Source organism: Sphingopyxis chilensis, assembly GCF_035930445.1.
In the GTDB taxonomy this organism is placed as follows: domain Bacteria; phylum Pseudomonadota; class Alphaproteobacteria; order Sphingomonadales; family Sphingomonadaceae; genus Sphingopyxis; species Sphingopyxis chilensis.
Genome location: NZ_CP142394.1, coordinates 3,166,348 through 3,192,826, shown reverse-complemented (window position 1 = coordinate 3,192,826; position 26,479 = coordinate 3,166,348). Strand labels below are relative to the sequence as shown.

At 66.9% G+C, this 26,479-nt stretch carries 21 protein-coding genes; 14 read left to right on the top strand and 7 right to left on the bottom strand.

The genetic code is table 11. The features are described from left to right. Positions 1 to 130: 130 nt before the first annotated feature. From VSX79_RS14915 to VSX79_RS14895, 5 genes are all read left to right on the top strand, one after another. On the top strand, positions 131 to 1,555 hold the full coding sequence (locus VSX79_RS14915) for a glycosyl transferase family protein (protein ID WP_326913735.1): 1,425 nt from the start codon (positions 131 to 133) through the stop codon (positions 1,553 to 1,555). After that, positions 1,552 to 2,691, top strand: a complete 1,140-nt coding sequence (locus tag VSX79_RS14910; protein WP_326913734.1) for a hypothetical protein — start codon at positions 1,552 to 1,554, stop codon at positions 2,689 to 2,691. The genes VSX79_RS14915 and VSX79_RS14910 overlap by 4 nt, the downstream gene beginning before the upstream one ends. A gap of 106 nt (positions 2,692 to 2,797) precedes the next feature. Then, positions 2,798 to 3,706 (top strand): sulfite exporter TauE/SafE family protein, encoded by a 909-nt coding sequence (locus tag VSX79_RS14905; RefSeq protein WP_179494073.1) that lies wholly within the window; start codon positions 2,798 to 2,800, stop codon positions 3,704 to 3,706. Continuing rightward, positions 3,703 to 4,476 carry a TIGR02186 family protein gene (locus tag VSX79_RS14900; RefSeq protein ID WP_179494075.1) on the top strand — a complete coding sequence of 258 codons (774 nt, stop codon included), beginning with the start codon at positions 3,703 to 3,705 and terminating at the stop codon, positions 4,474 to 4,476. Before VSX79_RS14905 ends, VSX79_RS14900 begins: the two co-directional genes overlap by 4 nt. Before the next feature lie 220 nt (positions 4,477 to 4,696). Next, positions 4,697 to 6,286, top strand: coding sequence for an ATP-binding protein (locus VSX79_RS14895; protein WP_257018183.1), 1,590 nt, complete (start codon positions 4,697 to 4,699; stop codon positions 6,284 to 6,286). A 38-nt stretch (positions 6,287 to 6,324) separates the two neighbouring features. On the opposite strand, the gene VSX79_RS14890 is transcribed toward VSX79_RS14895, so the two are convergent. From VSX79_RS14890 to purD, 4 genes are all read right to left on the bottom strand, one after another. Beyond that, a complete protein-coding gene (locus tag VSX79_RS14890) occupies positions 6,325 to 6,711 on the bottom strand; it encodes a VOC family protein (RefSeq protein ID WP_179494079.1) in 387 nt (128 codons plus the stop codon). A gap of 42 nt (positions 6,712 to 6,753) precedes the next feature. Next, positions 6,754 to 7,875: a cell wall hydrolase gene (locus VSX79_RS14885; protein WP_326913733.1), complete on the bottom strand. Its 1,122-nt coding sequence runs from the start codon at positions 7,873 to 7,875 to the stop codon at positions 6,754 to 6,756. A gap of 252 nt (positions 7,876 to 8,127) precedes the next feature. Continuing rightward, positions 8,128 to 8,901, bottom strand: coding sequence for a hypothetical protein (locus tag VSX79_RS14880; protein ID WP_179494083.1), 774 nt, complete (start codon positions 8,899 to 8,901; stop codon positions 8,128 to 8,130). Positions 8,902 to 8,997: 96 nt separating this feature from the next. Then, on the bottom strand, positions 8,998 to 10,275 hold the full coding sequence (purD, locus tag VSX79_RS14875) for a phosphoribosylamine--glycine ligase (protein ID WP_326913732.1): 1,278 nt from the start codon (positions 10,273 to 10,275) through the stop codon (positions 8,998 to 9,000). Between purD and xseA the strand changes: the two genes are divergently transcribed. The 4 genes from xseA to VSX79_RS14855 all read left to right on the top strand — a co-directional run bounded on the left by xseA (position 10,274) and on the right by VSX79_RS14855 (position 16,231). Then, entirely contained in the window at positions 10,274 to 11,704 is a 1,431-nt protein-coding gene (xseA, locus tag VSX79_RS14870) for an exodeoxyribonuclease VII large subunit (protein WP_179494087.1), read from the top strand. The two genes, purD and xseA, sit on opposite strands and share 2 nt — an antisense overlap. Positions 11,705 to 11,789: 85 nt before the next feature. Next, entirely contained in the window at positions 11,790 to 12,002 is a 213-nt protein-coding gene (locus VSX79_RS14865) for a DUF2093 domain-containing protein (protein ID WP_179494089.1), read from the top strand. A 47-nt stretch (positions 12,003 to 12,049) separates the two neighbouring features. Next, positions 12,050 to 12,934, top strand: coding sequence for a M23 family metallopeptidase (locus VSX79_RS14860; protein ID WP_179494091.1), 885 nt, complete (start codon positions 12,050 to 12,052; stop codon positions 12,932 to 12,934). A gap of 279 nt (positions 12,935 to 13,213) precedes the next feature. After that, entirely contained in the window at positions 13,214 to 16,231 is a 3,018-nt protein-coding gene (locus VSX79_RS14855; RefSeq protein ID WP_326913731.1) for a TonB-dependent receptor domain-containing protein, read from the top strand. Positions 16,232 to 16,473: 242 nt separating this feature from the next. On the opposite strand, the gene VSX79_RS14850 is transcribed toward VSX79_RS14855, so the two are convergent. Further along, on the bottom strand, positions 16,474 to 17,499 hold the full coding sequence (locus VSX79_RS14850) for a hypothetical protein (RefSeq protein ID WP_179494093.1): 1,026 nt from the start codon (positions 17,497 to 17,499) through the stop codon (positions 16,474 to 16,476). A 43-nt stretch (positions 17,500 to 17,542) separates the two neighbouring features. Between VSX79_RS14850 and VSX79_RS14845 the strand changes: the two genes are divergently transcribed. From VSX79_RS14845 to VSX79_RS14830, 4 genes are all read left to right on the top strand, one after another. Then, positions 17,543 to 18,727 carry an aspartyl/asparaginyl beta-hydroxylase domain-containing protein gene (locus VSX79_RS14845; RefSeq protein WP_326913730.1) on the top strand — a complete coding sequence of 395 codons (1,185 nt, stop codon included), beginning with the start codon at positions 17,543 to 17,545 and terminating at the stop codon, positions 18,725 to 18,727. A 107-nt stretch (positions 18,728 to 18,834) separates the two neighbouring features. Further along, positions 18,835 to 19,167: a hypothetical protein gene (locus VSX79_RS14840; RefSeq protein ID WP_326913729.1), complete on the top strand. Its 333-nt coding sequence runs from the start codon at positions 18,835 to 18,837 to the stop codon at positions 19,165 to 19,167. A 28-nt stretch (positions 19,168 to 19,195) separates the two neighbouring features. Further along, positions 19,196 to 19,546 (top strand): hypothetical protein, encoded by a 351-nt coding sequence (locus VSX79_RS14835; protein WP_326913728.1) that lies wholly within the window; start codon positions 19,196 to 19,198, stop codon positions 19,544 to 19,546. A gap of 19 nt (positions 19,547 to 19,565) precedes the next feature. Beyond that, positions 19,566 to 19,877: a hypothetical protein gene (locus VSX79_RS14830; RefSeq protein WP_179494101.1), complete on the top strand. Its 312-nt coding sequence runs from the start codon at positions 19,566 to 19,568 to the stop codon at positions 19,875 to 19,877. A 32-nt stretch (positions 19,878 to 19,909) separates the two neighbouring features. Here VSX79_RS14830 and clpB read toward each other — a convergent pair whose 3' ends face one another. After that, on the bottom strand, positions 19,910 to 22,489 hold the full coding sequence (clpB, locus tag VSX79_RS14825) for an ATP-dependent chaperone ClpB (protein ID WP_326913727.1): 2,580 nt from the start codon (positions 22,487 to 22,489) through the stop codon (positions 19,910 to 19,912). An 80-nt stretch (positions 22,490 to 22,569) separates the two neighbouring features. Then, positions 22,570 to 24,144, bottom strand: a complete 1,575-nt coding sequence (locus VSX79_RS14820) for a leucyl aminopeptidase (protein ID WP_326913726.1) — start codon at positions 24,142 to 24,144, stop codon at positions 22,570 to 22,572. 150 nt (positions 24,145 to 24,294) lie between these two features. On the opposite strand from VSX79_RS14820, the gene VSX79_RS14815 reads away from it, so the two are divergent. Beyond that, positions 24,295 to 26,451: an acylase gene (locus VSX79_RS14815; RefSeq protein WP_326913725.1), complete on the top strand. Its 2,157-nt coding sequence runs from the start codon at positions 24,295 to 24,297 to the stop codon at positions 26,449 to 26,451. Positions 26,452 to 26,479 lie beyond the last annotated feature (28 nt).

Here is a 26,479-nt window from a genome sequence, read left to right as displayed (position 1 = left end):
CTATTTCCTTATTTCGTCAGTCAGTTTGACAATAACCGGCGGAATGGCGCCGACTTTACAAACCGTCTCCATTCACTAGCACTATAGGTACGGATGACATTAGGTCATCGGGGGGCGCGGGGCTAGCATATTGGAGCTGTCGACCGCATGGCTGGAATGGCTGGTGTTCGGCGCCGGTCATGAACTGATGCTGTTCGCATCGGTGGGAATATTGCTGATCGGGCTCGACGATCTGCTGTTCGACGCCTTGTGGCTGGCGACGCGCCGCCGTGACCCGGCGCCGGCGCCCGATGCCCCGCCAATCGACGGACGCTTTGCGATCTTCGTGCCGGCGTGGGACGAAGCCGAAGTGCTTCCGGCGATGCTGCATCGGACTATGGCGGCGTGGCAAGGGGAGGATTTCCGGCTTTATGTCGGCTGCTACCCCAACGACGCCGCGACGCTGTTCGCCGTGTCGCCGCTGGTCGCGCGCGACCGGCGGCTGCGGTTGGTGATCGGCAGCCGCGAGGGGCCGACGACCAAGGGCGACAATCTCAACCGGCTCTGGGCGGCGCTTGGCGAGGACGAACGCGCCGAGGGCATGCGCTTCGCCGCGATCGTCCTTCACGATGCCGAGGACCATGTGCATCCCGACGAGCTTCAGCTCTATCGCCGCCATCTTGGCGAGCATGCCATGGTGCAAATCCCCGTCATGCCCTTGATCGCGCACAAGGAACGCTGGATCGGCGGTCATTATGCGGACGAATTTGCCGAGGCGCATGGCAAGGAGCTGGCCGTTCGCTCGAGCCTTGGCCTGCCGTTGCCGTCGGCGGGCGTCGGTTGCGCGCTGACGCGAAGCGCACTGGCGCTGTTGGCGATCGAACGCGGCGGCGAGCCGTTTCGCTGCGACAGCCTGACCGAAGATTATGAGATCGGCATGTTGATCGGCACCTATGGCCTCGGAACGCGTTTCGTCGACACGGCCGGGCCGGCGGGCGATAGGATCGTCTCGCGGGGTGCCTTTCCCGGCGAAATCGAAAAGGCGGTGCGGCAGAAATCGCGCTGGATTGCGGGAATCGCGCTCGCCGGATGGGATCACCTCGGCTGGCCGGGTTCGCGGCGCAAGGTGCCCGGCCTTCCCGCAGGTCGCGCGTGGCTCGCGCGCTGGATGCTGTGGCGCGATCGGCGTGCGCCGCTGGCCTCGCTCATTCTCCTCGCCGCTTATGCGGGGGCCGTCGTGGCGCTACTGGGTGTGGCGGGGCGGCTGGTTCTGGGCTGGGATGCGATCCTTCTGGGTGACGGCTTGCGGCTGCTCCTGACCTTCAACCTGTTGCTGCTCTGCTGGCGGCTTGGAATGCGCGGGCATTTCACCGCGCGATGGTATGGCCCCGGCGAGGCGATGGCTGCGATACCGCGCGCCTTTTTCTCGAATGTGGTCGCGATTCTTGCCGCACGGCGCGCCATCATCCTTTACTGGCGGATGCTGCGATCGGGCGAGGTGGTGTGGGACAAGACCGACCATCCCCGAAGCGAGCCGGTGCATGAGGAGGTTCTGGCGCGGCGGGTGGCACGATGATGGCGCGCCGCGTCGATGCGCCCCGCGGCGCCCCGCCGCTGCGCTTCCTGTTGCTGTGCGTCGGTGGCTGGACCGCTCTCAGGATCATGATGGTCTGGAATCCCGCCATGTCGGTGCCGCGAGATGCCATGCCCGCGCGCTGGGCTCCGCCTTCGCCCTTCGCGGAGGGAGGCCGCCTTCCCGAACGTCCGGCGCCCTCCGTCGGTGCGCTTGGCGTGGCTGCAATGCCGGGGCGCGCGTCCGCGAGCGCGGATTTGGCCGTGCGGCCTTCGTTTGCGGCAGAGTTCGAGGCGGCCGGAGAGCCTCCCGCAGACGACCTTGGTGCGGATCGCCACAGCCTTCGCTTCGCGTTGATGGCGCGCTTGCTGCCGCCGCGGCCGGGCGGCGTCGTCCGCTCGGCGGTCGGTTCGCACGAAACGCAATGGTTTCCGTTTTCGCCCGCCGCGCGCGCCGATCCGGGGCAGGGGGAGCCATTCTGGATCCGGCGGCAGCTTTCGGGTTGGTCGCTCGGCGGCTGGCTCTATTTGCGCGACGGGTCGGGGGGTACCCCGGACGCGCTCGGCGCCGCGAGCCAGCTCGGCGGTAGCCAGGCCGGCCTTCGGCTCGCCTATGGTTTCGGCGAAACCGGCCGCGTGCGCGCCTATGGCCGCGCCACGGTCGCGGTGCAGCGTCCCGCGCAGCGCGAGGTCGCATTCGGCCTCGCGCTCGCGCCGCTTGCAAATCTGCCGGTCGATGTGGCTATCGAGCAGCGCGTTGCCGCGGGAAGGGAGGGGCGTAGCGCGCTTGCCGTGATGGCTGGCGGCGGGGTGTCCGACGTTGCTTTACCCGCCGGGTTCCGGCTCGACGCTTATGCGCAGGCGGGCGTCGTCGGGGCGCGGCGGCGTGACGGCTTTGCCGACGGCGCGATCCTTGTCGACCGCCGGCTCGGAGCGGGCGAAACCTCGTTGCGGCTCGGCGCGCTCGCAGCGGGCGCGGTGCAGCCCGGCGCGGCGCGCGTCGATGTCGGGCCGCGGCTGACGCTGCGCCTGCCCGATGTCGGCGAAGGCAGCCGCATCGCGCTCGACTGGCGCCAGCGCGTCGCTGGCGACGCGACACCCGAAAGCGGCCTTGCGCTGACCCTCGCCGCCGACTTCTGATCGTGAAAAAATAGCCGTCGCGGCCGATTCCCCGTGCCGCAAAAATGGTCTAGTGTCCGCGGAATCGCCGCCGTTCCGGTATCGTCGATACGCATTTGGGGCCTTCGTGGATCTTTATCTTCCAGTCGCCAATCTCTCGGTCAATGCGCTGGTCATCATCCTGCTGGGCGGCGGGGTGGGGTTCCTGTCGGGCATGTTCGGCGTCGGCGGCGGCTTCCTGACGACGCCGCTGCTTATCTTCTATGGCATTCCGCCCACGGTCGCGGCGGCGTCGGCCGCGACGCAGGTGACCGGCGCCAGCGTGTCGGGCGCGCTCGCGCATCTCGAACGCGGCGGGGTCGACCTGCGCATGGGGGCGGTGCTCGTCGCCGGCGGCCTGCTCGGCTCGCTGGTCGGCGCGGGATTGTTCGAACTGCTCACGGCGTGGGGCCAGATCGATACGGTGATCAACATCCTCTATGTCGTCCTGCTCGGCTCGGTCGGCGGGATCATGGCGCGCGAAGCTTTGGGCGCGCTGCGCACCATGCGCGCCGGGCTGCCCGCGCCCGCGCGCAAGCGGCGCCACCACCCGATGGTCGCGAACCTGCCGCTGCGTTGGCGCTTCTATCGCTCGGGCCTCTATATCTCGCCGCTTGCGCCGCTGATCCTCGGCATGGTGGTCGGCATATTGACGATGCTGCTCGGCGTCGGCGGCGGCTTCATCATGGTGCCCGCGATGATCTTCCTGCTCGGCATGGGAACGCAGGTCGTCGTCGGCACGTCGCTGTTCCAGATATTGTTCGTGACGATCGCGACGACGATGGTCCACGCGCTAACGACGGGGGCGGTCGATATCGTGCTCGCCGGGCTGCTGCTGCTCGGCAGCGTCACCGGCGCGCAGATCGGCGCGCGCTTCGCGCAGCGGGTGAAGCCCGAATATCTGCGCATGGCGCTCGCGGTCATCGTGCTCCTCGTCGCGGCGCGGATGGCGGTCGATCTCTTCATCCGCCCCGACGAAATCTACACGGTGCAATGACCGCTGCACGCGCCCTGATCCTCGCATTCGCACTGGCGCTGCTCCCGGCGACCGCGGCGGGCGCCGCCGACCCGCGGCTCGTCCCCGATGTGTCGAGCCGCGCGATCGACATCCAGTACAGCTTCACGGGCGAGGAACTGCTGCTGTTCGGCGCGATCCTCTATCCGGGGCAGCGCCTGCCCGACGACCGCGCCGATATCGTCGTCGTTCTCAAGGGCCCGGTGCGGCCGATAGTGCTACGCGAAAAGCGCCGCGTCGCGGGAATATGGGTCAATGCCAGCAGCATCCGCCTGCGCACTTCGCCGAGCTTCTACGCGATCGGATCGTCGCGCCCGATCGACAAGTTGGTCGATGAACGGACCGCGGCGATTTTCGAGCTCGGCCTTGCCAATCTGTCGATGTCGCCGACCCAATTTTCCGAGGCAAAGACGCTCGAGCGGTTCGAGGCGGGACTCATCGACCTCTATCGCCGCGCGGGCCTCTTCGTCGAAAACCCCGCTGCGGTCGAAATTACCGAAGGCGTGCTCTATCGCGCGCGCATCCCCGTGCCCGCCCGCGTTCCGGTGGGGACCTATCGCGCCGAAACCTATCTGATCAGCCGCGGCCGCGTGCTTGCGGTTGCATCGCGCGACGTCCAGATCCGCAAGGCCGGGTTCGAACGCTTCGTGGCGCTCGCGGCGGAGCGCCACGGCTTTCTTTACGGCCTGTCCGCGGTGCTGTTGTCGCTGGTGCTCGGCTACGCCGCTTCGGCGATTTTCCGCCGCCGCTAGCCCCGTTCTCGTCAGCCGCTTTTCGCCCAAAGTTCACGGCCTATTTACCCTCGTCTGCGATAGGGCGAGCCGGGACCACAATAGGCGGGGCGGATATATGGACATGCAAGGTGGCGGATTCGGCGCCGGGGATCTGACAGCGGCACAGCACGTCCGCCTGGCGGGCGGCGGCGTGGCGGCGCCGGTCGCGCCGGTGACCAACCATCATCGCGACGACCTGATGATCGGCGAAGTCGTCGATATTTCGGGCTCGGCTTCGCGCATCCTGCTCGATTCGGCGATCATCGGCAAATTGGCGGCGTCGAACGATGCGGCGGTGGCAATGGCGGGCCAGGTCGGGGCGCAGGTCAAGGTCCGCGTCGGCAACATCTGGTTGATCGCGAGCATCCGCGACCAGCAACTCGACACGCGCGGCGAGGGCCTGATCGTCGCGACGATCGACTTCCTCGGCGAAGGCGAAGAGGAAAAAATCACCGGGCGCATCCACAATTTCCGGCGCGGCGTCACCCGCTATCCGATTCCGGGCAGCCAGGTCTTCGCGGCGACCAGCGCCGACCTCAAGCAGATATACGCCGCCGACGAGCGCGCGCACGTCGAAATCGGCACCGTCTATCCGACCAAGGATATTCGCGGCTCGCTTTATGTCGATGCGATGCTCGGCAAGCATTTCGCGCTGCTCGGATCGACCGGTACGGGCAAGTCGACGAGTGCGGCGCTGATCCTCCACAAGATTTGCGAGCTCGCCCCGCAGGGGCATATCGTGATGATCGACCCGCACGGTGAATATTCGGCCGCCTTCAAGGGCACCGGCGCGCTTTTCGACGTCGACAATCTCGCCATGCCCTATTGGCTGATGAATTTCGAGGAGCATTGCGAAGTCTTCGTCACCGCCGAAGGGCGTGACCGCCAGGCCGATTGCGACGTGCTCGCGCGCTGCCTGCTGCAGGCGCGCACCAAGAACCGGCTCGCCGAAGGCATGACCAAGATCACGGTCGACTCGCCGATTCCCTACCTGCTTTCCGACCTGCTCAACATCCTCACCAACGAAATGGGCAAGCTCGACAAGGCGACCTCGTCGGCGCCCTTCATGCGTATCAAGGGCAAGATCGAGGAAATGCGCGCCGACCCGCGCTATAATTTCATGTTCTCGGGCATGCTCGTCGCCGACACGATGGCGAATTTCCTTGGCAAGATATTCCGCCTGCCGTCGGACGGCCGCCCGATCTCGATCATCGACGTGTCGGGCGTGCCCTCCGACATCACCGGCGTCGTCGTCGCGGTGCTGTCGCGCCTGACCTTCGACTATGCGATCTGGTCGCGCGGCGAGCCGCAGCGTCCGATCCTGCTCGTCTGCGAGGAAGCGCACCGCTACATCCCGTCGAAAGACGTCGGGACGGGGCAGGCGGTCCGCAAGATCCTCGAGCGGATCGCAAAAGAAGGCCGCAAATATGGCGTGTCGCTGGGCCTGATCACCCAGCGTCCGTCGGATCTGGCCGAAGGCGTGCTGTCGCAGTGCGGCACGATCATCTCGATGCGTCTCAACAACGAGCGCGACCAGCATTTCGTGAAAGCCGCGATGCCCGAGGGCGCGCGCGGCTTCATCGATTCGATCCCGGCGCTGCGCAACCGCGAATGCATCATCTGCGGCGAAGGCGTGTCGATCCCGATCCGTGTGCATCTCGACACGCTCGAGGAAGAAAAGCGGCCGGCGTCGAGCGATCCGCTCTTTTCGAAGCTATGGCGCGAGACGGGCGGCGAGGCCGAAATCCTCGAGCGCGTCGTCAAGCGCTGGCGCAGCCAGGGCAGATAGGGACCATTGTCACCCCGGCCTCCGCCGGGATGACGATGTCAGCTTTTCGGGGGCTCCCAAAGCTCGATCGGATTGCCGTCGGGATCGTGGACGCGCGCGAAGCGGCCGATCGCGGGGTCATCCCATTCGTCCTTCGTGATGATTTCCTCGCCCGCCTCGCGAAACGGCGCCAGCACGGCGTCGAGGTCGTCGACGCGCAGGTTGATCATGAACTGGCGATCGGCGGCGAAATAATCGGTGTCAGCCTTGAAGGGCGCAAAGACCAGCGGACCGGCGGCGACGTTCCAGACCCACTGGTTCGGCGGCACGCTGTCGTCGGCGCTGCATCCGCCGCCGACGCCGAGCCGCTCGCGATACCAAAGGGCGAGTGCTTCGGGCGCGCGCGCCCGGAAAAACAGTCCGCCGATGCCTTTGACATGCCCCATCCTGGCCTCCCATGCTGATACGCGAAGCCTAGGCCGAAAATATCAGTCTTTCCACTCTCCGCTCTTGCTGAATTCCTCGCGGATCTGGCCCGACTGGTTGAGCCGCGGGTCGGTATAGGTCGGCGCTGCGGCAGGCGGCGGCGGAACCGTTGCCGGGGACGTCATCGCGCCGGGCAGCGGCGCCGGGGCGACATCGGGCAGCGACGCGGCGGGGCCGGCGAGCATCGGCGCGGGCCCGGCACCGGGGGCGAGGCCCTGGCCCTTGAGGATCGCCAGTTGCTGCGCAAGCGGGAGGTAGGGGCCCGGAACCGGCTCGCGGCCCGGATAGGGCGCGCGAAACGCATCGGGCATACCCCAGCGGCCGCGCCAACGGTGAAAGATATGAGCGCCGACGATGTTGGTCATCACCAGGCTCTTGCCCCAGCGCGGCCAGATCGCTTGCGTGTGATAATGCGTTGCGAGCCCGACCTTGGGGAAGACGGTGCCGCCGAGCGCCGCCGACGCGACCCGACTCGCACGCAGCCAGTTGCGCCGTTCGGGCGCGCGCGCCATCGCGCCGTCGCAGCTGAAGGTGAATTGGCACACGCCCGCTCGCTGCGATCCCTGAAAGACGACGCCGCATACCGTGTTGGGAAAGCTTGGATGGCGGACGCGGTTGATCACCGTCTGCGCGACGCCGCGCATTCCGTCGTCGGTCTCGGACGCGGCCTCGTAATAGATGGCGGCGGTCAGGCAATAATGCGCGCGCTCGCGGTCGAGCGCCGTAACCCCGCGAAAGACATAGGGTTTGGCGGGCGGCCCGACGAAGGCTTCCTCGCGCAGCAGTGCGGGGTCGGCGGGAGGCATCGCCGTTGCGTCGCCGTAACCCACGCTCGCCGGGTCGGGCAGAGTCGGATCGATTTTCAGCGCCGTCCGATAGTCTTCGGCGTTCATGATCGCCCAGCGTTCGGGGTCATAAGCCTTGAAATCGAGCGGTACCGACACGCTGTAGGGGCCGAAGACGGCTGGCGCGCGAAGCTGTCCGCTCGACAGGAGGAGGGCGAGACAGGCGACCGCGACCACCCCGACGATCCCCGCCCAAAAGAAACGCCCCGGCCCCGCCGGTTTTTCCGGCACCGGGTCGCGCCACGTCGAACGGGCGGTCAAGGACAGTTCGGGCTTCATGGGTGCATCGAATTTCCGTCGGCGCTTCGCGCGCGATTCGCGCGGAGCAGGCCAGCCCGCCTTATACGCTGAAACGCCAATAAATTGTTTCAACGCAAATCGGTGGTCCGTTCGGGGATGGGAGGCTGCCCTGCCCCTTAGCCGTTTTCGGTCATCCCGGGCTTGGACCCGGGCACGCCGGCCCTTGCATGAAAAGACAGATCAGGCTCCGCCTCACGCCTGGGCGACAAATGGGCGGAGCGGTCGGCCTTCTCAGAGCTCGCCGCCGAGCGCGCCATATTTGGCTTCGAAGCCGGCCTTGTCGCCGCGCGCCAGATAGCCCGCCTGGTCGACGATATTGTCGCGCGTGATGCGGCCCTGGAAGGCGCCGAGTTCGGCGTCCACCCGCGCGACGTCAGCCTCGGTCCAGTCGGCGATCTGCTGGAAGCTGGTGACGCCGAGCCCGTTCAGCAGCACGACGAGCTTGGGGCCGACGCCCTTCAGCAGTTGCAGATTGTCGGCCGTAGTTTTTGCCGCCTTGGGCGCGGGTTTCGCCGCGGCCGGGGGCGGAACGGTCGGTTCCTCCGGGATCGGGGCGGCTTCGGCCGGCGCCGGTTTTGCAGCCGCCTTTTTCGCCGCAGGTTTGGCCGCCGCCTTTGCCGCAGGCTCGGCAGGGGCTTTTGCCATGGGTTGCTTGGTCGCGGCTTTTTTTGCGGCGGCTTTCGGTTTGGCCGTGGGCTTGGGGGCCGCTTCGGCGATGGTCGCGGGCGCGGGAACAGGCTCGGGCGGCGTTGCCTTCGCAACGGGCGCGGGCGGCGGCGCGGGGGCGACGGGCTGGGGTTTGGGCTCGATCGGCTTGAAGCGCGCGGGTTCGGCGGCGATGATGTCGGGCTTCGCCGGTTCGAGCGGTTTGGCGGGCTTCGTCGGTTCCACGGCCGGCGGCGCAATTTCGGCAGGCTTCGAGCGTCCGAACAGCAACCACAAAAGCACGACGGCAACGACAAGGCCGACGACCGCGATAATCCAGTTTTCCTGAAGCCAGGTCATGATCTTCTCCGCTTGTGACTTTTGTCCAGCCTATTCCGCGTTTTCGCGCACGTCCACCCTTGTCACCCGCCTCGCGGGCTGCCTCGCGCCAGCCCCTTAGCGCGCCTCGCGCGCGATCTCTCTCCAACCAATGTCGCGGCGGCAGAAGCCGCTGGGGAAGTCGAGCTTGTCGACCGCGGCATAGGCGTGCGCCTGCGCTTCGGTCACGCTCTTGCCGGTGGCGGTCACATTGAGGACGCGGCCGCCGGCGGCGACGAGGGTGCGATCGTCGCGCGCCGTTCCCGCATGAAAGACACGCACGCCGCCCGCCTCTGCATCGGCGATGCCGCGAATCGCGCCGCCCTTTTCGGGGGTCGCTGGATAGCCCTTCGCCGCCATCACGACGGTGAGTGCATAGTCGTGCGAAAAGGCCGGGGCTTCGGCGCCGGCGAGCGCGCCGGTTGCGGCGGCGTGGAGCAGCGCCGCGAAATCGCCCTTGAAGCGCATCATCAGCACCTGACACTCGGGGTCGCCGAACCGGCAATTATATTCGATCAGCTTGGGCCCTTCGCCCGTGAGCATCAGCCCGGCGAAGAGCACGCCGACATAGGGCGTGCCCTCCGCGGCGAGCGTCGCCACCGTCGGCCGGATGATGCGGTCCATGACCGCGGCCTCGAGGTCTGCGGTGAGGACGGGCGCGGGGCTGTAGGCGCCCATGCCGCCGGTGTTCGGTCCCACATCGCCGTCGCCAACGCGCTTGTGATCCTGCGCGCTGCCGAAAGCGATGACGTCGGTACCGTCGGAAAGGGCGAAGAAGCTCGCTTCCTCGCCGGTCATAAATTCCTCGATCACCACCTCGGCGCCCGCGCTGCCGAAGGCGCCGTCGAACATATCCTCGATCGCAGCTTCGGCGTCTTCGCGCGTTTCGGCGATGATCACGCCCTTGCCCGCCGCGAGTCCGTCAGCCTTGATCACGACGGGGATCGAAAAACCTTCGAGCACCGCGAGCGCCTCATCCGCGCTGGTGCAGCGGACATAGGCAGCGGTCGGGATGTGGGCGCGTGCGCAGAGATCCTTGGTGAAGCCCTTGGAACCCTCGAGCCGGGCGGCGGCGGCCGAGGGACCGAACGCCGGGATGTCGATGGCGCGCAGCCGGTCGGCGAGGCCCGCGACGAGCGGCGCTTCGGGGCCGACGACGACGAGGTCGATCGCATGCGCCTTCACAAAGGCGACCAGCCCGTCGAGATCGTCGGCGGCCACGGGCACGCATTCGGCGTAAAGCTCGATTCCCGGGTTGCCCGGTGCGGCATAGAGCTTGGCGCAGCTTGGCGATTGTGCCAACTGCCAGCTCAGCGCATGTTCGCGGCCCCCCGATCCGACCAGCAGGATATTCATGTCTGTCCCTTTTCCCGATACGGCGTCCGACGATGGCACCGACGCGCGGCTGTTAGCCGAGGCGACGCCGGGGGACAATGCGCCTGCCTTATCCGTCAGCCAATTGTCGGCGGCGATCAAGCGCACGGTCGAGGACGGCTTCGCGCGCGTGCGCGTGCGAGGTGAATTGTCGGGGGCAAAGCGCGCGGCGTCCGGGCATTTCTATGCGGCGCTGAAGGATGACAATGCGCTGATCGACATGGTGATGTGGAAGGGGCAGGCGGGGCGGCTGGCGTTCCGGCCCGAGGACGGGATCGAGGTGATCGCGACGGGCAAGCTCACCACCTATCCGGGGCGCTCCAAATATCAGCTCGTCGTCGATACGCTCGAAGTGGCGGGCGAAGGCGCACTGATGCTGCTGTTCGAAAAGCTCAAGGCGCGGCTCGGCGCCGAGGGACTGTTCGACCGCGAGCGAAAATATGACCAGCTGCCCTATCTGCCGCGCACGATCGGGGTCGTGACCTCGCCGACCGGCGCGGTGATCCGCGATATCCTGCACCGGCTGGCCGACCGCTGCCCAACGCATGTGATCGTGTGGCCGGTGCTGGTGCAGGGCGACGGCGCGGCAGCGCAGGTCGCGGGTGCGATCCGCGGCTTCGACGCCATCGAGCCTGGCGGGGCGGTGCCGCGTCCCGATCTGGTCATCGTCGCGCGCGGCGGCGGGTCGATCGAGGATCTGTGGGCGTTCAACGAAGAGGTCGTCGTGCGTGCGATCGCCGATTGCCGCATCCCGACGATCAGCGCGGTGGGGCACGAGACTGACGTGACGCTGGCCGATTATGCCGCCGACGTCCGCGCGCCGACCCCGACTGCGGCGGCCGAGATGGCGGTGCCGGTGCGCGCCGAGTTGCAGGCGCAGCTCGCGACGTGGAACGGCCGTATCATCGGCGCCGCGAACCGCCATCATCGGCTTGCGGACGAAAGGCTGACGGCCCTCGCGCGCCACCTGCCGAAGCGCGAGGCGCTTTACGCGCCGCAGCGCCAGCGGCTCGACGACGCGGGCGATCGCCTCGACCGTAGCCAGCGCCACCGGCTGGCCGTGATTTCGGAGCGGCTGGCGACGCGCGGCGCGGCGCTGCGCCCCGCGCTGCTCGCGCGGCGCTGGGACCGCGACCGCGCGCTGCTCGAAGGGCTGGGGCGGCTGCTGACCTCGCTCGACCCCCGCGCGCTGCTCTCGCGCGGCTATGCAATGGTGCGCGACAGCAGCGGCGCGATCGTCGCGACGGCGGGCAAGGCAAGGGACGCCGGGCGTCTGCGGCTGCAGTTCGCCGACGGCGACGTGCCTGTGCATGTGGCGGGGAGCGACGAACCTCCGCCGCCCGCCGCGCCGAAGCCCGCGCGCAAGCCGTCCGCCGCCGGGCCGGGCCGGGGGCAGGGCGAGCTGTTCTGAATCCGTTCGAAGGGCAGGGGGTGGCCGCGCGAGACGATGCTGTTATAGTCGCGCCAATGCCTTGCCGCCTTATGGATAGAGAATCATGTTGATCGCCAGCCGCAACCGCCTTGCCCGCCTCCAATATGGGCCGAACGGCTTTCGCATCCTTTCGCCGGGCGACCATGTGCTGTGCGCGGTGACCGGCGCCCCGATCGGGCTCGACGAGCTGCGCTATTGGTCGGTCGCGCGGCAGGAGCCTTATGCGAGCGCCGCGCTGTCGGTGCAGGCCGCGCTGGACTCCGCGCGCGGGGCATGAGGCCGGCAAAGGCGGATTGGCTTCGATACGGGGCGGCGCTTGCGCTGATGACCGTGTTTGCCGGCTGTGTGCCGTCGACCGATGCCGATACGGGAACGAAGCCCGCGCCACCGCCGTCGGTCCAGCCCGTTCCCCCGCCCCCGCCCGCTCCGCCGTCCCCGCCGGTGCGCGCCGATTTCGCATTGCAGGGTATCGCCGAGCAGGGTGCGGTGATGGTCGGGCAGGCGCCGGGCGGCACGCGCACGCTGACCTTCGATGGCAAGGCGATCCCGCTCGCCACCGACGGCCGCTTCCTGATCGCCTTCGATCGCGACGCCCCTGCCGAGGCCCGGCTCGTCGCGACGCTCGCCGACGGGCGCGAGGTCGTGCGGCCGATTGCCGTCGCGCCGGGTAGCTGGCGAATCGAGCATATCAACGCGCCGTATCGCGGCGGCGCGAGAAGCAACGCCGAATTCCAGCGCCGCCGTCCCGCCGAACTCGCCGCGATCGCGGCAGCGCGCGACAGGCAGGTCGCGTCCGACGGCTGGCGGCAGGCGTTCCGCTGGCCGGTGACCGGGCGGTTGTCGGGCTTCTTCGGCTCGCAGCGCGTCTATCAGGGCAAACCTGGCAGCTATCATAGCGGGACCGACGTCGCGGTGCCCGAAGGAACGCCCTTCGTGGCGCCCGCCGACGGCGTTGTCGTACTCGCCGCGACCGCACCCTTCACGCTCGAGGGCAATCTGTTGATCGTCGATCATGGCATGGGGCTATCCAGCGCTTTCCTCCATTGCCAGCGGCTCGACGTGAAGGTCGGCGACCGCGTCGTCCAGGGCCAGCGGCTCGGCACGGTGGGCCGGACCGGGCGCGCGACGGGACCGCATATGCACTGGGGCCTCAAATGGCGCGACGCGCGCCTCGATCCGGGCAAGCTGGCGGGACCGGTCGGCGGCTAGCTTCGCGATCGGGGCGTCGCCACGGCGTTCGCATTTCGTAACCATTGAAACAAAATGTCGCGAATGACGCGATGCAGCATATTGTATTTCGTGGCTTTCCGAGTTTGTTGCAAATACGTCACAATGCGCCGCGAAACGCCCCTTTGCGCCGGGAATTCCCTTTACTCCACATGAACGAAGTTTCATCCCGCACCCTATCGGGGCATCTGCGCGTCGGCTTTCTGTCGCCGCGCCGGGGGTCCGGGTAATTTCAATCCACCAGTAGCAAGGGACTGCACTGTGAAGAAAACCCACTATTCCAAGCTGAAGCTGGGTGCTGCGCCGCTCGTGATGAGCGTCGCCCTGGTTTCGGCTCCTGCCTATGCGCAGGACGCAGCCGTCGAGGGCGCGGCACCGGGCGAGGAAATCGTCGTCACCGGTACGCTGATCCGCAACCCCAACCTCGAACAGTCGACGCCGGTCAACGTGACGACCGCCGACACGATCGAGCTCAAGCAGTCGAACGTCGCTGAAGAAGTTCTGCGCGAACTGCCCGGCGTGGTCGCCAACATCGGTTCGGCGGTCAACAACGGCAACCGCGTCGCTCCGTCGGACGTCAACGGCCGCGTCGACCTCAACAACATCCCGCTCGCGCTGATCGAGCGCGTCGACGCGCTGACCGGCGCGGCGGTGACCACCTATGGTGCCGACGCCATCACCGGCGTCGTCAACTTCATCACCAAGCGCGATTTCGCCGGTCTGGAAGTCACCGCTTCGGAGCAGCTGACCGAACAGGGCGACGGCAACATCTTCCGCGTCGACGCCACGATCGGCGCCAACTTCGACGACGGCCGCGGCAACGCGGTGCTGAGCGTCGGTTACCAGCAGGCCGACGCCGTCTATCAGGGCGCGCGTCCCTTCTCGAACAACACGCTCGACAGCTATTCGAACACCTTCATCGGTTCGGGTACGTCGGTGCCGTCGCGCTTCTCGGGCACCCGCCCGCTCGGCCCCGACGGCCTGCCGATCACCGATCCCGACACCGCCAACAATGGCGTGTTCCAGATCGATCCGGAGACGGGCACGGCGGTTCCGACCTTCGCGACCTATAACTTCAACCCGTTCAACATCTTCCAGACCCCGTTCGAACGCTTCAACATCTATGGCCAGGCCAATTACGAAGTTTCGGACGCGATCGAAGTCTATACGCGCGGCATGTTCTCGAAGCAGACCGTGTCGACGATCATCGCGCCGTCGGGTTCGTTCGGCGGCGCCGTGACGATCAACCTCAACAACCCGTTCCTGCCCGCGAACCTGCGTAACCAGTTCTGCGGTTTCAACACGACGCAGGCGGACGGCACCTACACGCCGCTCTTCTCGCAGGCCGAGTGCGACGCCGCGGCGACCGCGGTGGACGAGGATGATCCGAACTATCGCACCGTTACGACCGCGCTGTCGCGTCGTACCCCCGAAGTCGGTCCGCGTATCAGCGACTATCAGACGACCTTCTTCGACTATCGCGTCGGCGCCCGCGGCGGCATCACCGACACGATCGACTGGAGCGTCGAGGGCGCGTACGGCGAATCGGAAAATATCCAGACGATTCAGGGCTACACCCTGCAGTCGCGCTGGCGCGAAGCCGCGCTGACGAATGACGGCGTGACCTGCTCGAGCGGCAACACCGATTGCGTTCCCGTCGATCTGTTCGGCCCCGAAGGTTCGATCACGCCCGAAATGGCCGATTACCTTCAGGAAAACAGCACCTCGGTCAACCGCACCTCGCTGGCGCAGGTTCGCGCGATCGTCTCGGGCGACCTCGGCTTCGCTTCGCCGATGGCGGTGCAGCCGATCGGCTTCGCGCTCGGCGGCGAATATCGCAGCTACAAGGCGCAGCAGCAGTCGGATCTCCTCGCCAAGACGGCGGGCGAACTCGGCGGCGCCGGCGGTGCGGCCCCCGACATCGACGGTGCGTATGACGTGTATGAGGCTTATGCCGAAATCGTCGCGCCGCTGATCGAGGACAAGCCTTTCTTCGAAAGCCTGACCCTCGAAGCCGGTATCCGCTATTCGGATTACAGCATCCGCGGTGCCGGTGGCTACGACACCTGGACCTGGAAAGCCGGCGGTAGCTGGGAACCGGGCGCGGGCGTCAAGTTCCGCGGCAATTACAGCCGCGCGGTTCGCGCGCCGAACATCGGTGAACTGTTCACGCCGACCTCGACGGTGCTGACCAACCTCGGTATCGATCCCTGCGCGGGCGCGGCTCCGACCACCAACGCCAACCTTCGCGCGATCTGTATCGCACAGGGTGCTCCGGCCGGTACCATCGGTGTCATCACCAATCCGACTGCGGCTCAGGCGAACATCACCGCTGGTGGTAACCTGAACCTGCAGCCCGAAAAGGCCGATACCTGGACGCTCGGCGTGGTGTTCCAGCCGGACTTCCTGCCGCGTTTCAACCTGTCGCTTGATTACTACAACATCAAGATCAACGACGTGTTGGGCACGCCGCTTCCGGGTGACATCATCGCGGCCTGCTTCGACAACATCACGGCGGCGAGCGCGAGCGACCCGGCCTGTACGTCGATCCGCCGCAACCCGATCACCGGCGGTCTCGACGGCGATCCGGCGACCACCCCGGGCCTGTTCGGTCTGACCAACAACCTCGGCCGCCTGTACACGGATGGTTTCGACCTTCTGATGAACTACAACACCGATGTTGGTTTCGCGAACCTCGCCTGGTCGTTTGTCGGCAACTGGACGCGTCATTCGAAGTTCAACGCCAACGTTGCCAGCCCGGATTCGCTCAACCGCGAATGCGTCGGCTACTACAGCGTGAACTGCTCGTTCACCGGCTCGATCCAGCCGGAGTTCCAGTTCTCGAACCGCTTCACGTTGGGCTTCGACGCCGTGGACGTCTCGCTGCTGTGGCGCTGGCAGGACGCTGTGTCGTTCGAACCGGCGCAGCTTGCGGCTGACCGGGCTGCGGCGGATGCTGCGAACCGTGACGGCGACGGCGTTCTGCTCCCGATCGACGATCAGGGCTGCCCCGACTTCGACGGTGCCGATCCGGGCGCCTGCGTCGTCGATCCGCAGTTCCGCAAGATCAAGGCGCAGCATTATTTCGACCTGACGGCACGTTTCAATGTCAGCGAGAATCTGGTGTTCACCGCGACCGTGCAGAACCTGCTCGACAACAAGCCGCCGATCGTCGGCAACTCGATCGGTTCGACCACCTACAACAGCGGCAACACCTTCCCGTCGACCTACGACGCGCTGGGCCGCCGTTACGCGGTGTCGGCGAAGCTGAAGTTCTAGTCGCTTCACGCTTCGACCAAGAATTGGGGGCGGACAGCAATGTCCGCCCCTTTTTCTATGCGGATGGTGCGGCTGTTTGACGACCGCTTTGGGGTGGTTATCGGCCGTTCGTGCACCCCGGCGAAAGCCGGGGCCCCAGTGCGGAAATATGCCAGGTTAGCGCCATCTTTCTGGACCCCGGCTTTCGCCGGGGCACACATCTCTATCGGCCGCTTCCGGCCGAAACCGCCCTTTCCGGGGTGTCAGCGCACCGGAAGCGCCACGGGAAGCGTCAGCGGAATAGCCGCCTGACCGGCGACGGCCTCGGCCCATCCGACGACCTGTGAAATTTCCTCGCCATAGGCGGCCTCGGCGGCGGCGAGGTCGCGTTGCCTTTCGCCTTCTGCGAAAGCAGCGCCCGACTTGCTGTTGCGCCCGAGTGCCGGATGGCCGGCGATCGCGGTGCGGTCGCCCGCGAGATGCAGATGATCCATCGCCGCCGCGACCGTCGCGACGGGATCGCGTGTCAATGTCTCGCTGTCGAGCGATGCGATCCGCGCGGGGGCCCAGTCGAGCAGCGCGGCGAAGGCCTGTTGCTGCGCGAGCCAGCCGACCGCCGCGACCTGCAGGTCCGACTGGCGGAAATAATCGCGCGGTTCGAAACCCAGCTCGACAAAGCCGTCGGCGAGATAGGATTCGAGCAATTCGCGGCACCACAGCCGGCACCACATACCCTTGCGCGCGACCGACAAAAGGAAGGCGCGGAGCGGCGCGTAGAGCAGGATCGCGCGTGCTTCCGGCCGCAGCATCAACGCCCCGCGGGCGAGCGGGTTGAAGATGTTCGACGGTTTGACGACCATCGCCTCGCCGGGCGCGAAGCCGCGCCCGAGCATCGCGAGCGCGCCGTCCATCACGCGGCCATGATCGCGGGGCGCCGCGCCGCGGCGGCGCCAGCCGATCATGTCGTTGAGCAGCACGGGCTCCGACAGGCTGGCGGCGACACCCGGCTGGTCGAGTGCGTGGGTCAGCATCGTCGAGGCGCAATAGGCCGAGTGAAAGATGAAATGGAGCGGTGCGGGTGGGGCGCCCATCGCGCCGAGGCAATCGCTCCGACGCAAAATCACCGGGGCCTCCTCCTCGCCCAGATGCGCGTCGATCAGGAACGGGACCGAAGCGCGCGCGGCGCGCGCGACGCGGCGAAAATGGAAGGCGTCGTGCCCCGGGTCATAACGATGCGCGAGCCATTCGGCATCATCGACAATGGCGGACACGGACGGTGCGGCGGTCATCAATCGACCTTGCCGACTGGCCCCGTCGATGGCAAGCACGGGCATGACCAGCACACCTCCTCCCGCCTCGGCCGTCGAGGCGAACCGGCTCGGCATCGCGGCTCTGCAGAGCGGCGACAATGAAGCCGCCGCGCGCCATTTCGGCGCGGCGATCGCGGCCGATCCGCATTCGGGCGCCTTGCAGCGCAACCTTGGCTCGGCATGGCGTGCGCTCGGCGACGATGCCCGTGAACTTGAGGCGCTCGACGCCGCGCTCGCGATCGATCGCCGCGACCTGATGGCATGGATCCGCAAGGGCGAACGCCACGAGGCGCGCGGCGAAATGGGTGCGGCGCTCGCCGCGTGGAGCGCCGCAATCGCGCTCGGCGCGCAACTCGACCCGGTGCCGCCGCCGCTCGCGCCATTGCTTGCGCACGGCCGCGACTTCGTCGCGGGGGCGACCGATACGATGTTCGCCGCGGCATCGGATGCTTTCGTGGACATGCGCGGCGACCTGACCGAGGCGGAGGCACGCCGCGGCGAGGCCTTCATCGCGAGCACGCTCGGCCGCCGGCGGATCTACCGGAACGAATGCGCGGGTGTCTATTATCCCTTCCTGCCTGCGGACGAATTCTTCGACCGCGGGCATTTCCCCTGGTTCGGGGAAATCGAGGCGCAAACCCCGGCGATCCGCGCCGAATTGCAGGCGCTGCTCGACGACCCGGGCGAGGCGCTGCGCCCCTATGTGCGGATGGAGGCGGGCTCGCCCGAAACCATCTGGTCGGGTCTCGACAACAGGCTCGACTGGGGCGCCTGTTTCCTGTGGGAATATGGCGCGCCGAACCAGCCGGTGCTCGACCGCTGTCCCGCGACCGCTGCCGCGCTCGCGGCGGTTCCGGGGGTGCATATCCCCGGGCGCGCGCCGAGCGCCTTTTTCTCGATGCTGAAACCGCACACGCGCATCCCCCCGCACACCGGCGTCACCAACACGCGCGCGATCGTCCATCTGCCGCTGATCGTCCCGCCCGGTTGCGGCTTTCGCGTCGGGGGCGAAACGCGCGAGTGGAAGGAAGGCACCGCCTTCGCCTTCGACGACACGATCGAGCATGAGGCGTGGAACGATAGCGACGAGCTGCGCGCGGTGCTGATCTTCGACGTCTGGAACCCGCATATGACCGCCGGCGACCGCGAGTTGCTGCTGCGCTATTTCGCGTCGGCCGATGCATCGGGTTATGCCGTGCCGCGCTAGGCGGCAGCCGTTTGATTGTGGCCGAGATTCAGCTTTGCGAAAGCCGCGCGCGCAAATATGATATGTGCCATGAGGCTGCGGGCCGTGCCCGTGGTAGGAGGAAACGCATGAACCGGATTGTCCCCGCTCTTGTCGCCGCCGCGCTGCTGGCCGCGCCCGGCGCGTTCGCCGCCGAAAGCGCTGCGCCCGCTGATCGCGCGCCGCCGCCCAAGGCGCCGTCGGCGATGACCCCGACCGAGATCAAGGCGCATAATGAGGGGCTGGCACAGACCCACCCTTATTATATCAAATGCCGCAAGACGCTCGAAATCGGGTCGCTCGTGAAGAAGAATCGCGTTTGCTACACCAATGAAAAGTGGAAGGAAGTGACCGCGCAGGGCAACCAGAACGCGCGCGACACCGCCGAAGCGATGGTGGGCAAGGGCGTGAACTCGAACTGATCGGTCATCGGGGCGAAAAGGGAGGACTATGCGGGCGCTGGCAATAAGCGTTGCAATCATCGCCGCCACACCGGCGGGCGCAGGTGAGGGCGAGCCGCGCCTCGCGCGCGCGCCGTCGGACATGTCGGGGGCAGAGATCGACGCCTATAACGAAGGGCGGATGGCGAGCGATCCCGACTATATCCGTTGCCGCCGGATCGAGCAGGTGGGCTCGCTCGTCAAGAAGCTGCGCGTCTGCAACACCAACGCCGAATGGAAGCGGATCGTCGACAAGGGCAATCAGGACGCGCGCGATTCGATGGAAACGCTCGCGCGCGGGTGGAGCGTGTCGCAGGAGCCGCAGGATCAGTTGATGCGGGCGCCCGACCGGCCGCAATGAACGGAAGGATGTCTCTCCCATGCTGAATATCTTGACCGCACTGGCGCTCGCCGCTGCCCCGGCTACGGCGGAGGCCGAAAACCGCCGCGCGCTCGACAAGGCGCCGTCGGCGATGACCAATGCCGAGATCAGGGCCTTCAACGAAGGGCTGGCGATGACCCATCCCGACTATATCAAATGCCGCAAGATCGAGGAGAGCGGCTCTTGGGTCAAAAAGGCGCGTGTGTGCCGCACCAACGAGCAATGGAAGCAGGCATGGGCGCAGGGCAACCAGAATGCGCGCGACACCGCCGAGGCGATGACGCGCGCACCCGTCAATCACAGCAATTGATCCGCGCCGTTCCGGGTGCGGGCTGACCAGGCTCAGGCCGGGGTCAACACCAGCGCGCCGTCGCCTTCGTCGACCGTGATCGTCGATCCGTCCTTGACCTCGCCCTTCAGGATCAGGTCGGCGAGCGGGTCCTGCAGATATTTCTGCACCGCGCGCTTCAGCGGCCGCGCGCCATAGACGGGATCGTAGCCGACCCGGCCGAGCCACGCGCGCGCGGCGTCGCTGAGGTCGAGCGTCACCTTGCGGTCGGCGAGCAGCTTCTGGACGCGCGCGACCTGGATATCGACGATACCCGCCATATGCTGCTGCGCGAGCCGGTTGAAGAGCACGATCTCGTCGAGCCGGTTCAAAAACTCGGGCCGGAAATGCGCGCGCACCACCTCCATCACCGCGGGCTCGGCCTGTTCGACCGGCGCGTCGTCGGGAAGCGCCGCGATCGCCTGGCTGCCGAGGTTCGACGTGAGGATGATCAGCGTGTTGGTGAAGTCGACCGTGCGGCCCTGTCCGTCGGTCAGCCGCCCGTCGTCGAGCACCTGGAGCAGGATGTTGAAGACGTCGGCGTGGGCCTTTTCGACCTCGTCGAACAGTACGACCTGATAGGGGCGGCGGCGCACCGCTTCGGTCAGCGTGCCGCCTTCTTCATAGCCGACATAACCCGGAGGCGCGCCGACAAGACGCGCGACGCTGTGCTTTTCCATGAACTCGGACATGTCGATGCGGACCATCGCATTGTCGTCGTCGAACAGGAAGCGCGCGAGCGCCTTGGTGAGTTCGGTCTTGCCGACCCCCGTGGGCCCGAGGAAGAGGAAGCTGCCGAGCGGGCGGTTCGGATCCTGCAGCCCCGCGCGCGCGCGGCGAACGGCGGTGGAGACGGCGCGAACCGCCTCGTCCTGGCCGATCACGCGCTTCGCCAGCGTCTCTTCCATGCCGAGCAATTTCTCGCGCTCGCCTTCCATCATCCGGTCGACGGGGATGCCGGTCCATTTGCTCACGACGGCGGCGATATCGTCGGCGGTGACCTCCTCGCGCAGCATGGCATTGCCGGCGATCGCCTGCGCTTCCTCCAGCTGCCTTTCGAGCCCGGGGATCGTGCCGTAGGATAGCTCGCCCGCCTTGGCGAGATCGCCGGCGCGCTGCGCCTGCTCGAGCTGGCTGCGCGCGGCGTCGAGCTCTTCCTTGATTTTCGCCTCGGCGTGGATCTTGTCCTTCTCCGCCTGCCACCGCTGCGTGAGTTCGGCCGACTGTTGTTCGAGGTTCGCGAGCTCGGCCTGAAGCGCGGCGAGCCGGTCCTTCGACGCGGCATCGCTTTCCTTGCCGAGCGCCGATTCCTCGATCTTCATCTGGATGATACGGCGGTCGAGGCTCTCGATCTCCTCGGGTTTCGATTCGACCTCCATGCGGATGCGGCTCGCGGCCTCGTCCATCAGGTCGATCGCCTTGTCGGGCAGGAAACGGTCGGAGATATAGCGGTTCGATAGCGTCGCCGCAGCGACGATCGCGCCGTCGGTGATCCGCACGCCATGGTGCAGTTCATATTTCTCCTTGATCCCGCGCAGGATCGAGATCGAATCCTCGACCGTCGGTTCGCCGACGAAAACGGGCTGGAAACGCCGCTGGAGCGCGGGGTCCTTTTCGACATGCTTGCGATATTCGTCGAGCGTCGTCGCGCCGATGCAATGCAGTTCGCCGCGTGCCAATGCGGGCTTCAGGAGGTTCGAGGCGTCCATCGCGCCCTCGCCCTTGCCCGCGCCGACGAGCGTGTGCATCTCATCTATAAAGAGGATGATCTCGCCCTCGGCGGCCTTCACATCATCGAGCACGCCCTTCAGCCGCTCCTCGAACTCGCCGCGATATTTGGCGCCCGCGATCAGCGCGCCCATGTCGAGCGCGAGCAGGCGACGATCCTTCAAACTGTCGGGCACGTCGCCGTTGACGATGCGCAGCGCCAGCCCCTCGGCGATCGCGGTCTTGCCGACGCCGGGCTCGCCGATGAGGACGGGGTTGTTCTTGGTCCGGCGCGCGAGGATTTGCACCGTGCGGCGGATTTCCTCGTCGCGGCCGATGACGGGGTCGAGTTTGCCCTCGCGCGCGACTTCGGTGAGGTCGCGCGCGAATTTCTGAAGCGCGTCGTAGCGATCCTCGGCCGATGCCGTGTCGGCGGTACGACCGCCGGTCAGCTTGGCGATCGCGGCGTTCAGCGCTTCGGGCTTCACGCCCGCGTCGACGAACACCTTGCCGACTGGCGTGCTGGGCGTGAGCGCCATCGCGAGCAGAATGTTCTGGACGGCGACATATTCGCTCCCTGCTTTCGCGGCGACCTGTTCGGCCTGGTCGAGCAGGCGAACGGCGTCGTTGTCGAGGCCCGGGGTTTGCTGGGCGCCGGATCCCGACACCGCCGGAACCTTGGCAAGCAACGCGTCGATGCCTTGCACCGCGCGTGCGGTGTCGCCGCCGCTGTTCGCGATCAGGCCGGCGGCCATGCCCTGATTGTCTTCGAGCAACGCTTTCGCGATGTGCTCGGGCGAAATCCGCTGATGGTTCATGCGGATCGCGATCGTCTGCGCCGCCTGCAGAAAGCCTTTGGCGCGGTCGGTAAATTTTTCGAGGTTCATTCAGAAAGCCCCTTTCTCACGGAGCAAGATAGTGTTGCAATTTGGCAACACAAGGGGCCTTCCGAGGTTCCGCAAAAACTCTATTCCTCGCCGCGCGCGAGCTGGTCGAGCAGGCGCACGCCGAAGCCGCTCATGCCCTTCGGAACGAGCGAGGTCGCCTTGTCGGCCTGATTAACCCCCGCGATGTCGAGGTGCGCCCACGGCGTTGTTTCGTCGACGAAAAAGCCGATGACATGCGCACCGAGGCTCGCGCCCGGTCCCTGGCTCGGAGCGATATTGCGGATGTCGGCGACGTCCGATTTCAGCTTTTCGGCATAATTTTTATGAAGCGGCATCCGCCAGAGTTCCTCGCCGCTCGCGGTGCCAGCGGCGAGCAAGGCGTCGGCGAGCTTTTCGTCGCGCGCGAAGAGCCCGGCATATTGGTCGTCGAGCGCGCTGACGATCGCGCCGGTGAGCGTTGCGATATTGACGATCGCGCGCGGTTTGTAAGCCTTGGCGACATATTCATTGGCGTCGGCGAGGACGAGACGTCCTTCGGCGTCGGCGTTGAGCATCTCGATCGTCTTGCCCGACATGGTGCGCGTGATGTCTCCGGGTCGCTGAGCATTGCCGTCGGGCATATTTTCGGCGAGCGCGGCGACGGCGACGACGTGCACCGGCGCCTGCGACCTGGCGAGCGACAGCGCGGCGCCGATGACCGAGGCGGCGCCCGACATGTCGCCCTTCATATCCCACATGCCGTTTCCGGGTTTCAGCGAAATCCCGCCGGAATCGAAGGTGATGCCCTTGCCGACGAAGGCAAGGGGCGCGTCGGGCGCGCCCGCGCCGCGATAACGCACCGCCAGCAGCCGCGATCCCCGCGGGCTGCCTTGTCCGACGCCGACGAGCGTGCCCATGCCGAGTTTTCGCATCGCGGCTTCGTCGAGCACCTCGATGCTCACGCCCGGGGTCGCGGCAAAGGCGTCGCGCACGCGCGCGACGAAGCTTTCGGGATAGATGACGTTGGCGGGCTCGTTCGCGAGGTCGCGCGACAGGCGGACGCCGTCGGCAAGCGGTTTCCAGCGGCTCGTGAAGGCGGCCTCGGCGGCGTCGGGATCGGCGCCGACGAACGTCGCCGCGCCCGTTGGCGGCGTCTTTTTGTCGACGGTCTTGTACCGATCGAAACGGTACTGGCCGAGCGCGAAGCCATAGGCGACGTCGGCGGCGGACAGGTCGCCATAGGCCCCCGCGATCGTCACCGGATGCCCTTCGCTCCTGAGTTCCTGCGCCGCCTTGCCGCCCGCTTCGGCCAGCGCGAGCGACGAAGGGGTGGTGCCCGCGCCGACGAGCAGGATGCGCGGGTGCGCGCCGATACCGCGCAGCGACAGCGTCGCCCCCGCCTTGCCGTCGAAACTCGCCGCCGTGGCCGCTGCGGCGACGGCCTGACGCTCGGCCGCGCTCAACGCGACGCCGTCGAGCGGCGGCAAGGTGGCGTCGGTCATCACGACGACAAGCGCCGCGCCCGCAGGCGCGTTGGCGGCAAAGCCGATCGCGCGTTCGGCGCTGTTCGCGACGGTGGCGGGGACGACGCCAGATCCGGTGATATCTTGTGCCATCGCGGAGGGCGCGAGCGCGAGCGACAGGCAGGCGGAAAGGAGCAGGTGTTTCATACGCATCGTTCGATATTCCCCGTTGTTCAATGACCTGCATCCTGCATAGCGGCGCACCGCCGACCCGCAAATCCGCCTCGACGAACGACAGCCGCTTGCCATCGGACGACATGGCCGCCACAGATGCGCGCGGACCGGCCACGAAGAGGATCAACGATGCTGCGACGGATTTTTCTGGGCTTCTTGGCTCTGGTCGTCGTTGCCGCCGTATCGCTCGCTTTCTGGGAACCGCTGACCGCCGAAGCGCCCCCGCCGCCCACTTTCAAGCCCGCCGACGTTCGTATCGCGCGCGACAAGTTCGGGGTGCCGCATATCTTCGGCAAGACGGACGCCGACGTCGCCTATGGCGTCGCCTATGCCCATGCCGAGGATGATTTTTCGACGCTGCAGGAGGTGCTCGCGATGACGCGCGGGCGCGCCGGCGCGATGCTCGGCGAGGATGGGGCGAAGATCGACTATGCCGAGGCGCTGCTGGACGTGCGCGCGACGGCGCGGCGCGACTGGCCGCGGCTTCCCGATGATGTGAAAAAGCTTTTCACGGCCTATGCCGCGGGGCTCAACCATTATGCCGACAAGCATCCGGACGAGGTGCGGCTGTCCGGGCTGTTCCCGGTGACCGGCGAGGATGTCGTCGCGGGTTTCGTGCTGCGTTCGCCTTTCTTCTTCGGGCTCGATTCGGTGCTCGGTTCGCTCGTCGAAGGAGCCGAGATCGGACGCGAGGGCGGACCGGCGCTCGACAAATCGGGCAAGCTCGTCCCGCGCGAACTGACGCCGGTCGGCACCGACCCGGCCGACAATGGATCGAACGGCATGGCGGTTGCGCCGGCCAGATCGTCCGACGGTGCGACGCGGCTCGTCTCGAACTCGCACCAGCCGTGGACCGGCGGCGTCGCCTGGTACGAACTGGTCGTCCATTCCGAAGAGGGCTGGGACTTCGCCGGCGCGAACTTTCCCGGTTCGCCTTATCCCTTCCTCGGCCACAATAAATATCTCGGCTGGACCAACACGGTGAACCGGCCTGACCTGATCGACGTCTACAAGCTGACCCTCGACGACAGCGGGGAAAACTACCGTTTCGACGGAGCGTGGCGCCCGCTCGAGGAAAAGCGCATCTGGCTGAAGGTCAAGGTCGGCCCGTTCGTGCTGCCCGTGCCGCGCACCATTTATCGCTCGGTCCACGGGCCGGTGGTCAAGTATGAAAAGGGCGCCTTCGCGATCCGCTACGCGGGGATCGACCAGGCGAATATGGTCACCCAATATTACCGGCTGAACAAGGCGAAGGATTTTGCCGAATGGCGCGCGGCGATGGCGGGGCAGGGCGTGCCCGCGACCAATTTCATCTACGCCGATGCAAAGGGCAATATCGGGCTTTTCTATAATGCGATGTTCCCCGACCGGCCGGCCGGATATAATTGGCGCGGCGTGCTGCCCGGCGACACGTCGGCCGATCTCTGGACCAAGACGCTGCCGTTCGACCGCGTTCCGGCGCTCGTCAATCCGCGCTCGGGCTATGTGATGAACGCGAATAACACGCCGTGGGTCGCGGCGGGGCCGGGCGACGAACTCGATGCCGCCGCTTTCTCGCCCCTGCTCGGGATCGAGGACGATATGACCAATCGCGCGACGCGGTTGATCGAGCTGTTCGAGGCGTCGGGTCCGATCGACGAGGCGCGGCTCAAGGCGATCAAATATGACACCGCCTATTCGCAAACCGGCTATGCGAAGGCGTGGATGGACCGGCTGCTCGCGCTCGATACGAAGGGCGATCCGGCGCTCGCGCGGGCGCAGGGGCTGCTGCGGGCATGGGACTGGAACCTCGACGGCCGGGGCAAGGGCGACGCACTGGCGCTGATGGTGCTGCGGCCCGCGAACGGCCGCCATTACCAGCGCCGCGCCGCGCCCGACCCGCGGACCGTCCTCAAGGAAACCGTCGCGCATCTGCAGGATCATTTCGGCGGGCTCGATCCGAAACTCGGCACCGTGCTGCGCCTCCGCCACGGCGAAGGATCGAACCGCGTCGACCTGCCGCTCGACGGCGGCAACGACACGGTGCGCGCCTCGACCTTGTGGGACGCGGAGCCCGACGGGCGGCTGAAGGTGCGCCACGGCGACAGCTTCATCATGTTCGTGACATGGGACAGGAGCGGCCGGGTGCAGTCCGAATCGATCCAGCCCTTCGGTGCGGCGACGACGCGCCCCGGCAGTCCGCATTACAATGACCAGGCCCCCCTGTTCGTGGCGCACAAGCTCAAGCCCGTGCTGTTCGATCCGGCGGCGCTGAAGGCGAGCGGGGCGCGATTCTATCGGCCTTGAAAGCCGGGGGGCGCTGTCCTAAACCATT

Excerpts from the sequence above, each read along its gene's own strand:
- VSX79_RS14900 (WP_179494075.1), top strand. The coding sequence starts at position 3,703 with ATGACCGCTGCACGCGCCCTGATCCTCGCATTCGCACTGGCGCTGCTC.
- VSX79_RS14880 (WP_179494083.1), bottom strand. The coding sequence starts at position 8,901 with ATGACCTGGCTTCAGGAAAACTGGATTATCGCGGTCGTCGGCCTTGTC.
- VSX79_RS14910 (WP_326913734.1), top strand. The coding sequence starts at position 1,552 with ATGATGGCGCGCCGCGTCGATGCGCCCCGCGGCGCCCCGCCGCTGCGC.
- VSX79_RS14895 (WP_257018183.1), top strand. The coding sequence starts at position 4,697 with ATGATCGGCGAAGTCGTCGATATTTCGGGCTCGGCTTCGCGCATCCTG.
- VSX79_RS14840 (WP_326913729.1), top strand. The coding sequence starts at position 18,835 with ATGAACCGGATTGTCCCCGCTCTTGTCGCCGCCGCGCTGCTGGCCGCG.
- VSX79_RS14885 (WP_326913733.1), bottom strand. The coding sequence starts at position 7,875 with ATGAAGCCCGAACTGTCCTTGACCGCCCGTTCGACGTGGCGCGACCCG.
- VSX79_RS14830 (WP_179494101.1), top strand. The coding sequence starts at position 19,566 with ATGCTGAATATCTTGACCGCACTGGCGCTCGCCGCTGCCCCGGCTACG.
- VSX79_RS14820 (WP_326913726.1), bottom strand. The coding sequence starts at position 24,144 with ATGCGTATGAAACACCTGCTCCTTTCCGCCTGCCTGTCGCTCGCGCTC.
- VSX79_RS14845 (WP_326913730.1), top strand. The coding sequence starts at position 17,543 with ATGACCAGCACACCTCCTCCCGCCTCGGCCGTCGAGGCGAACCGGCTC.
- VSX79_RS14850 (WP_179494093.1), bottom strand. The coding sequence starts at position 17,499 with ATGACCGCCGCACCGTCCGTGTCCGCCATTGTCGATGATGCCGAATGG.
- VSX79_RS14815 (WP_326913725.1), top strand. The coding sequence starts at position 24,295 with ATGCTGCGACGGATTTTTCTGGGCTTCTTGGCTCTGGTCGTCGTTGCC.
- VSX79_RS14865 (WP_179494089.1), top strand. The coding sequence starts at position 11,790 with ATGTTGATCGCCAGCCGCAACCGCCTTGCCCGCCTCCAATATGGGCCG.
- VSX79_RS14890 (WP_179494079.1), bottom strand. The coding sequence starts at position 6,711 with ATGGGGCATGTCAAAGGCATCGGCGGACTGTTTTTCCGGGCGCGCGCG.
- xseA (WP_179494087.1), top strand. The coding sequence starts at position 10,274 with ATGTCTGTCCCTTTTCCCGATACGGCGTCCGACGATGGCACCGACGCG.
- VSX79_RS14860 (WP_179494091.1), top strand. The coding sequence starts at position 12,050 with ATGACCGTGTTTGCCGGCTGTGTGCCGTCGACCGATGCCGATACGGGA.
- clpB (WP_326913727.1), bottom strand. The coding sequence starts at position 22,489 with ATGAACCTCGAAAAATTTACCGACCGCGCCAAAGGCTTTCTGCAGGCG.
- purD (WP_326913732.1), bottom strand. The coding sequence starts at position 10,275 with ATGAATATCCTGCTGGTCGGATCGGGGGGCCGCGAACATGCGCTGAGC.
- VSX79_RS14835 (WP_326913728.1), top strand. The coding sequence starts at position 19,196 with ATGCGGGCGCTGGCAATAAGCGTTGCAATCATCGCCGCCACACCGGCG.